Source organism: Saccharomonospora iraqiensis subsp. paurometabolica YIM 90007 (genome assembly GCF_000231035.2).
GTDB lineage: Bacteria > Actinomycetota > Actinomycetes > Mycobacteriales > Pseudonocardiaceae > Saccharomonospora > Saccharomonospora paurometabolica.
Genome location: NZ_KI912247.1, coordinates 53,238 through 61,012, shown reverse-complemented (window position 1 = coordinate 61,012; position 7,775 = coordinate 53,238). Strand labels below are relative to the sequence as shown.

Below are 7,775 nucleotides of genomic sequence, written 5' to 3'. Positions count from 1 at the left end.
CCTCGCGGCGGTCGCCGCCGGGTGAGCCGACGCCCCGACCCCGGTGCGGGCGTCAGCCCGCGAACCAGTTCCGGCGCGGGTGCCGCAGCGTCAGGGACCCGCCGTAGAGCCTGCCGGTGACCACGAACCGCGGCCCGTCGGTCGCGTGCGCGGTGTGGGTGCGGTCGTGGATCGTCGACCACTTCAGCTCGTCCAGACCGTTGAGATCCACGACCGAATTCTCGGGGACGAGGAACTTCACCGAGCACCACTTGGTGTCCAGCCGCACGTGGATCTCCGGGCCGGCGAACTCGGCCTCGCTGAAGTCGATCCGCGTGTCGGCGTAGCGGTTGCGCACGGACAGTTCGGTGGGCACGAACCACCGTCCCTTGCGCACCAGCTGCGAACCGTAGGCGCGCAGTTCCATCGGTGCGGAACCCGCACCGGCGGACGCCGGGGCGGTCGGCGTGGTCGGGGCGGGTCGCGGCACGTCCGGGTGGCCGAGCCCGGGCAGATCCACGAGCACGGTGTTGAGCTCACCCCGGGTGCGGGCGGCCAGGGCGGTGTCGGTCCGTTCGGTGAACTCGTCCAGCGTCAACATGCCCCGCCCGATGGCCTGTTGCAGCAGTCCGACGACGTGTTCGCGTTCGGCGTCGGACACGCGCAGGTCCCGCTCGGCTCCCATGTGCGTCGATGCTAGCCGGGCGCGCGTCCGGACGGATCCGGGAAGACCCTGAGAAGGCGCCCGGGCCCGTCGACACGCCGGCCGTGTCCCGGTCAGGACTCCCGGTCGAGTCCGTGCTCGATGGCATAGCGGGCGAGTTCCACGCGGTTGTGCAGTTGGAGTTTGCGCAGCGTCGACTGGACGTGGTTCTCCACGGTCCGGTGGGAGATCACCAACCGGTCGGCGATCTGGCGCGCGGTCAGCCCCTTGGCGACCAGCCGCAGCACATCGGTCTCCCGGTCAGTCAACTGCGGTGGCGGTTCGCCCGGCGCGGGCGCGTCGGCCATCCTCCGGTACTCGCCGAGCACCATGCCCGCGAGTCCGGCGGTGAACACCGGGTCGCCCTCGGCCGTGCGGCGGACCGCGTCCACGAGTTCGTCGACCGAGGCCGACTTGACCAGGTATCCCGAGGCGCCCGCCTTCACCGCCTGGAGCACGTCGTCGTGTTCCCCGCTGGCCGAGAGCACGAGCACCCGTGTGTCCGGGAGTTCCCCGGTGATCGTGCGGGTGGCCTCGACACCGGAGGAGCTGCCGAGGTTGAGGTCCATCAGCACGACGTCCGGTCGCACGGCACGGGCGATCCGGGTCGCCGCCGCACCGTCCGAGGCGGTCGCCCGCACCTCGAACCCGTGCTCGGTGAGGTCCCTGGCGACGCCGTCCCGCCAGATCGGGTGGTCGTCGACGATCATGACCGAGACCGTCATCTGCCTCTCCCTCCCGGAGCCGGGCGCGGGACGCGCATCTCCCATTCCGTCCCCTGGCCCGGTGCGGTCTGGAGGGCGCAGGTGCCACCGAGCGCGGCGACCCGTCCACGGATCGACTTGGCCACCCCCAGGTGTCCTTCGCCCGCCGCCTGCTCCAGCCGCCCCGGCGGGATGCCGGACCGTCGTCCCTCACCGTCAACACGACTTCCTCCCCGAGATCCTCGAGCAGGACCCAGGCCTTCGCCTCGGGTCCGACATGCTTGTCGACATTGGACAGTGCTTCCCGGACAGTGGCCACGAGTTCCTCCACCGCTGTGCCGGGCATCGGCACCTCCCCGGCGGGTGCCGAGACCTGCACCCGCGACGTGCTCAGGACCTGCAGCGCCGCGCGCAGGTCGGCCCGGTCGTCACCGCCGGACCCGCCCGGTTCGGTGCTGACCAGCGCGCGCAACGCGATCTCCTGTTCGCCCGCCAGCCGGGCGAGGTCCGCCGCCTCGCCACCGAGCTCGGATCCCCGGCGGCGCACCCGGGCCAGCACCTGCAGCACACTGTCGTGGATCGAGCGGGCCAACCGCTCCCGTTCGGCCGTCGCGGCCTCGGTGCGCAGGGCGCGGGCGAGCGCGTCCTGCGACCGGCGGGCCGTCGTCGCCGTGACGCCGACCAGCAGGCCGCTCGCGATCAACAGGACGCCGTCCCGGGCGACGTCGAGGTCGAAGCCCAGCTGCGCCACCGTGGTGGAGACGGTCAGGACGAGCCCGCCGAGCATCCCGCCCACGGGGCCGAACCGGGCCCCCGCCGCGACCGGCGGCGCCGCCGCCCAGACCGTGGTGACCAGCGGAGCCACGACGGCGTACTGCGCCTCGGAGAGCACGAACGGGGACGTCAGCATGATCGCGCAGGTGACGGCGACGTCGAGGACGACGAACCACGCCGTGCGTCCGGAGTGCCGGGCGTGGACGAGGGTGGTGACCACGGTCCACACCACCATCGCGGCGAACCCGGTCCACGCCAGCCATGCGCGGACGTAGCCGTCGTGGTGTACGACGATCGCTCCGAAGGCGAAGCCGAGCGTCACCCACCGCAGGACGATCGAGCCCCACCACAACGGGGCCGCGGGATCGCGCAGCGCCGGAGCCGTCGTCATGCCGGATCGTGTTCCCTCCGTTTCCCGTCGGGCGCGGACTCCGGACCGGCGGCGCGGGCGGGGCCGGACGCCGCCCCGTCGTCGGGTGCGGTCACCGACGCGGCGCCGGTGTCCCCGCTCGTTCCGGGCTCCCCGGTCGGGTGCGGCAGCGCCCCCTCGGTGGAGAGGACGTCGACGGCCCCCGGGTCCGGGAGCTCCTCGTTGACGAGGGACTTCACGGCCGCGTTGAGCACCGCGAGCAGGGGGACCGACAGCAGCGCCCCGGGGATGCCCGCCGCGACGAGGCCCGCGGTGATCGCCAGGACGACGGCGAGCGGGTGCAGCCGGACGGCGCGGCCCAGCAGCAGCGGCTGCAGCACGTTGCCCTCGAGCTGCATCACGCCGACCACGATGGCGAGCACGATCAGCGCCGTGACGAAGCCGTTCGTCACCAGCGCGACGAGTACCGCGACCGCGCCGGCGACCACGGCGCCGATGATCGGGACGAAGGCGCCGAGGAAGACCAGCGTCGCCAACGGGACCACCAGGGGGACGCTCATGATCCACAGCCCGATCCCGATCCCGACACCGTCCACGACCGCCACCGCCGCGGTGGCCCGGACGTAACTCACCAGCGAGGCGAAGCCACGGCGCCCCGCGGTGTCCGCGCGGTCGCGGATCTGCTGCGGGACGGCCCGCATGAGGAAGGTCCAGATCTGTTCCCCACCGACCAGGAAGAAGATCAGTACGAACAGGGTCAGCAGGAAGCCGGTGAGGATCTCCCCGACCGCCCCTGCCGTCGTGAGCGCCCCCGCGGTGATCGAGGCCTGGTTCTGCTGGATCAGCTGGACCGCGTTGTTGATGAAGTCCTCGATCTGCGTCTCACGCAGATGCAGGGGGCCGTTGATCAGCCAGTTCTCCACCTGTTCCAGGCTCAGATTCAACTGCTGCTGCAACGCCGGCAGTCCGGAGGTGAACTGGGTGATCACGAAGGTGAGCAGGCCCCCGACCACCCCCAGGCCGAGGATCAGCACGATGACCGCGGAGATCGGCCGCGGTACGCGCCAGAGGACCAGCCTGCGTACCGCGGGTGCCATGAGCGCGGCGAGCAGCAGCGCGATCGACATGGGGATGACGACGACCGAGAGGTACCCGATCAGCCACAACACCACGTACAACGCGGCCACGACCACGAGGAAGCGCCACGACAGGGCCGCGGCCACCCGCAGTCCCGTCGGCACCCAGCCCGTGACGTCCGGATCCTCGGACAGCATCGCGATCCGCCGGTTCCGCCGGCCACCGTCCGCACCCGCCTGCGCGGGCGGCCCCGCGCCTTCGCCGATCCCCTGCTCGCTCACCGGTTCACCGTATCGGGTCCGCGGGTTCCGCGTGGGCAACCCGAGTGTGACATCGGTACTACCGACCGTGCCGGAGGGGCCAGGCCGCGGTGTGCGCTCGCGCCGCCCGGGACATGTCGACCGTGCGTGACCTCGGCTTGCCCGGGTCGGCCGGGTACACCACGCTGAGTTCGGGCACGAGGAACGCCGGCACCGGGCACGAGGACCACCGGCGAGCCCGGATCGCGCACCGGTGAGCTTCCTGCGCCGCGCCGGTCCGTACGCCGGATATCCACGGACGGGAGGCTGCGCCATGCGGAGACTGACCTTCGACATGAACGTGACCCTGGACGGCTACATCGCCGCGGCCGGTGACGACATCGGCTGGGGTGGACGACCGAGCGGCGAGCTGTTCCAGTGGTGGCTCGACCGCGAACAGGCGAGTGGCCTCTCGCTGTACGGGCGCAAGCTGTGGGAGACGATGAGCTCCTACTGGCCGACCGGCGACCGGCAGCCCGACGCCACCCCGGCGGAGATCGAGTTCGCACGGAACTGGCGGAACACGCCGAAAGTGGTGTTCTCCTCGACGATCGACCGGGTCGACGGGAACACCCGCCTGGTCACCGGGGACGCGATCGCCGAGATCACCCGGCTCCGGGCCGGGAACGGCGGCCCGATGACCATCGGCGGCGCAACGCTGGCCGGGGCGGCCATGCGCGCCGGCCTGATCGACGAGTACGCGGTCGTCACCCATCCGGTCCTGGTGGGCGGTGGCACGCCGTTCTTCACCGCGCTGGACAGCCGGGTGAACCTGAACCTCACGCAGACGCGGACGTTTCCCGGCGGCGTGGTCCTGACCAGGTACGAGACGAGGCGCTAGCGGCTCCCCTCGGCCACCACAGCGCCGCGTTGCCGCCGTACGCGCACCGTCGCGGCGAAAGCCGAGGTGCTCCCTCCGCCGCGGTCAGTCCTGGGCGAGGTCGGCGAACCGGCTGTAGTGCAGCTGGTGGGCGACGCTGATCGTGCTCGTCGGCCCCGCACGGTGCTTGGCCAGGATCAGGTCCGCCTCCCCCGCCCTCGGGTCGTCGAGCTCGAAGGCGTCCGGCCGGTGGATCAGCATGACCATGTCGGCGTCCTGCTCCAGGGAGCCGGACTCCCGCAGGTCGGCCAGCATCGGGCGCTTGTCCGTGCGCTGCTCCGGACCACGGTTCAGCTGGCTGATCGCCACCACCGGGACCTCCAGCTCCTTGGCGAGCAGCTTGAGCTGCCGGGAGAACTCGGAGACCTCCTGCTGCCGGGACTCGACCCGTTTGCCCGACGTCATCAGCTGCATGTAGTCGACGACGATGAGCTGGAGGTCGTTGCGCTGTTTGAGGCGACGCGCCTTCGCCCGGATCTCCATCATCGTGAGGTTCGGCGAGTCGTCGATGAACAGCGGTGCCTCACTGATCTCGCTCATCCGCCGGGCGAGCCGGGTCCAGTCGTCGTCCGACATCCGGCCGCCGCGCATGTCCGCCAGGCGGATCCGTGCCTCGGCCGAGAGCATGCGCATCACGATCTCGACGCGGCTCATCTCCAGCGAGAAGATGACGCTGCTCAGCCCGTTCCGGATGGAGCACGCCCGGGCGAAGTCGAGCCCGAGTGTCGACTTGCCGACACCGGGCCGGGCCGCGACGATGATCATCTGTCCGGGGTGCAGGCCGTTGGTGACCTCGTCGAGATCGGCGAACCCGGTGGGCACACCCTGCGAGGTGCCGCCCCGGGAGGCGATCGCGTCGATCTCGTCCATCGTCGGCTGGAGGAGTTCCTCCAGCGCCACGTAGTCCTCGCTCGTGCGTCGCTCGGTGACGTCGTAGATCGCCGCCTGGGCACGGTCGACGACCTCGTTGATGTCCCCGCCGTCGTTGCTGTCCGCCCCGTAGCCGTACTGCACGATCCGGGTGCCCGCCTCGACCAGCCTGCGCAGGACGGCCTTCTCGGCCACGATCTGGGCGTAGTAGCCGGCGTTGGCGGCGGTGGGCACGGTGGCGATCAGTGTGTGCAGGTACGGGGCGCCACCGGCCCGGCCGAGTTCGCCGCGCCGCTCCAGTTCCGCGGACACCGTGATCGGGTCGGCGGGCTCGCCCCGGCCGTAGAGGTCGAGGACGCAGTCGTAGACGGCCTGGTGTGCGGGCCGGTAGAAGTCGCCGGGCCGCAGCACCTCGACCACGTCGGCGATGGCGTCCTTGGACAGCAACATCCCGCCGAGCACGGACTGCTCAGCCGTGTTGTCCTGCGGCGGCTGGCGCTCGAACCCGCCGTGCTCCCCCGCGGGCGCAGGGCTGCGGTCGTCGGTGATGGCCACCTGTACTGGCACCCCCTCGGTCGGCGGACGTGTGTCGGGCGGTGTGCGGGCGGCCCTCCCGCGAAACACCGTCGAAGGTCGAACACCCGTTCGACTAGTGTAGGCGATCGGACGGCGCTCGCCGGGCGTCCGTGCCCGGCGTTTCCGCCACCCGCCGCAGCGGCGGCGTTCGCACCACCGCGCGGCACGCTAGATCGCTCGGACGGAGCAGCGCAATTCCGCCTGTGGACAGAACTGTGGACAAGCTGTTGATGACCGGCCCCAACGAATCACAAGCTCGGCTCAGCCTGTGTACAACCTGGGGAAGACTCAGGTCGGCCTCACTGAAACTCCTGGTCACACCCTGTGGATAAACTGTGGAGAACTTTGTGGCGGAGATTTCGGCGTGTCGCGCCGAGAGGCTCCCCCGGCGTGTCGCGCACCACGCACCGCCCGCTCGACCCGGTCCGGCCTGTGGAAAACCGGCCGCCACCGGGTGCGGCCCCGCTGCGCCGAACGGGCGTGTGGACCGGGCGGTCGTCAGTGGATCGGGAGGGTGCTCATCGCGGTGCGTAACCGGTCGGCGAGCAACGCCGCGGTCGCCGGGTGCAGCGCGACCAGCGGCTCGCCGTGGCCGGGAACCTCTTCCGCCAGCCAGCGACCCTCGACGGTGTCGATGTAGTTGACGGGGCGTTCGACCCGCACCCGGCGGCCGGTGCGGTCCCGGGCCGCGGCGTAGAGGTTGCCGCCGCCGATCCGGGAGAGTTCGAGGACGCGACGCGCCTCGGCGGCCTGGGGATCGGCGGGACCGCTCCCGCCCCGGCGCATCACCGGCATCTCCCGCTCCTCGGGTTCGGGCTGTCGCGCACCGCCGAGCACCCGGCTCTTCGGCACCTGCAACACCCGGCCACGGCCCGGCGTGTACGGGGGTAGCTGGGCGATGACGTTGTCCAGCAGTTCGTTCGGCGGCACGGAGGCGAGCACGACGACCTCGTTGTCGGTGTTGCGGGCCAGGACGAAGCCCTCACCGTTCGCGGCCCCGACGAGCACGGTGTAGTTCAACGGCTGGTTCTCGTAGCCGCCGCTGACCCACCCGTAGTACTCCACGGCGGGCCGGGAGACCGCCGCCATCGTGGCGTCGAACTCCCGGTCCGGCCCCGACGGTCCGTGCAGCCCGAGGCGGGCCAACTCGCCGTCGGCCCGCTCCGCGGCCTGCCGCCGCGCGCGCTCGTCCTCCCAGACCGGGGTGGCCGCCAGCACCGTCGGAGGCTCGGCACCACGCCGCCGGATCAGGTTGAGCACGGTGGAGGTGGACAGGGTCACCTGCTGTCTCAGCACGGTCGTCGATCCTTCTTCGCTTGTCGCGGACGGGCGTCACTCACCGATCACGGGCGGTGCGGTCATCTCGTCGGTGCCGAAGAGCGAGTCACCGTCCTCCTTGAGGAGGTACTTCGTCTCGTGCTCCTCGTCCTCGGAGCCCTGGCCGCCACGACCGGCGCCGCCCATGGCCCCCATCGGCATGCCTCCCGTGCCGCGTGCACCACCCGCCGCGGCCGCACCACCCATGGCCGTGCGGCCCGCGGCG

The 7,775-nt window shown here is 71.5% G+C and carries 6 protein-coding genes and 2 pseudogenes; 1 reads left to right on the top strand and 7 read right to left on the bottom strand.

Features of this window, described 5'->3' with window-relative positions; all coding sequences use genetic code 11:
* Positions 1–52 precede the first annotated feature (52 nt).
* From SACPADRAFT_RS0214535 to SACPADRAFT_RS0214520, 4 genes and pseudogenes are all read right to left on the bottom strand, one after another.
* Complete coding sequence (locus tag SACPADRAFT_RS0214535; protein WP_007025629.1) at positions 53–664, bottom strand: DUF1707 SHOCT-like domain-containing protein; 612 nt, start codon at positions 662–664, stop codon at positions 53–55.
* A 92-nt stretch (positions 665–756) separates the two neighbouring features.
* Complete coding sequence (locus SACPADRAFT_RS0214530; RefSeq protein WP_007025630.1) at positions 757–1,407, bottom strand: response regulator; 651 nt, start codon at positions 1,405–1,407, stop codon at positions 757–759.
* Positions 1,404–2,551, bottom strand: a pseudogene (gene macS, locus SACPADRAFT_RS33970) (MacS family sensor histidine kinase). The gene SACPADRAFT_RS0214530 and the pseudogene macS overlap by 4 nt, the downstream one beginning before the upstream one ends.
* Complete coding sequence (locus SACPADRAFT_RS0214520; protein ID WP_233357193.1) at positions 2,548–3,804, bottom strand: AI-2E family transporter; 1,257 nt, start codon at positions 3,802–3,804, stop codon at positions 2,548–2,550. The pseudogene macS and the gene SACPADRAFT_RS0214520 overlap by 4 nt, the downstream one beginning before the upstream one ends.
* Before the next feature lie 376 nt (positions 3,805–4,180).
* On the opposite strand from SACPADRAFT_RS0214520, the gene SACPADRAFT_RS0214510 reads away from it, so the two are divergent.
* On the top strand, positions 4,181–4,747 hold the full coding sequence (locus tag SACPADRAFT_RS0214510) for a dihydrofolate reductase family protein (RefSeq protein WP_007025633.1): 567 nt from the start codon (positions 4,181–4,183) through the stop codon (positions 4,745–4,747).
* 84 nt (positions 4,748–4,831) lie between these two features.
* On the opposite strand, the gene dnaB is transcribed toward SACPADRAFT_RS0214510, so the two are convergent.
* The 3 genes and pseudogenes from dnaB to SACPADRAFT_RS32950 all read right to left on the bottom strand — a co-directional run.
* Complete coding sequence (gene dnaB, locus SACPADRAFT_RS0214505; protein WP_007025634.1) at positions 4,832–6,211, bottom strand: replicative DNA helicase; 1,380 nt, start codon at positions 6,209–6,211, stop codon at positions 4,832–4,834.
* Between the two features lie 519 nt (positions 6,212–6,730).
* The gene (locus SACPADRAFT_RS0214500) at positions 6,731–7,528 is read right to left on the bottom strand and encodes an ESX secretion-associated protein EspG (RefSeq protein ID WP_007025635.1); all 798 of its coding nucleotides are present in this window, start codon (positions 7,526–7,528) and stop codon (positions 6,731–6,733) included.
* Positions 7,529–7,564: 36 nt separating this feature from the next.
* Positions 7,565–7,775 (bottom strand): annotated as a pseudogene (locus SACPADRAFT_RS32950) (hypothetical protein); the annotation flags it as partial.

What these genes read in the sequence shown, in the direction of transcription:
- SACPADRAFT_RS0214510 (WP_007025633.1), top strand. Translation starts at nt 4,181, where the DNA reads ATGCGGAGACTGACCTTCGACATGAACGTGACCCTGGACGGCTACATC.
- SACPADRAFT_RS0214530 (WP_007025630.1), bottom strand. Translation starts at nt 1,407, where the DNA reads ATGACGGTCTCGGTCATGATCGTCGACGACCACCCGATCTGGCGGGAC.
- SACPADRAFT_RS0214535 (WP_007025629.1), bottom strand. Translation starts at nt 664, where the DNA reads ATGGGAGCCGAGCGGGACCTGCGCGTGTCCGACGCCGAACGCGAACAC.
- SACPADRAFT_RS0214520 (WP_233357193.1), bottom strand. Translation starts at nt 3,804, where the DNA reads ATGCTGTCCGAGGATCCGGACGTCACGGGCTGGGTGCCGACGGGACTG.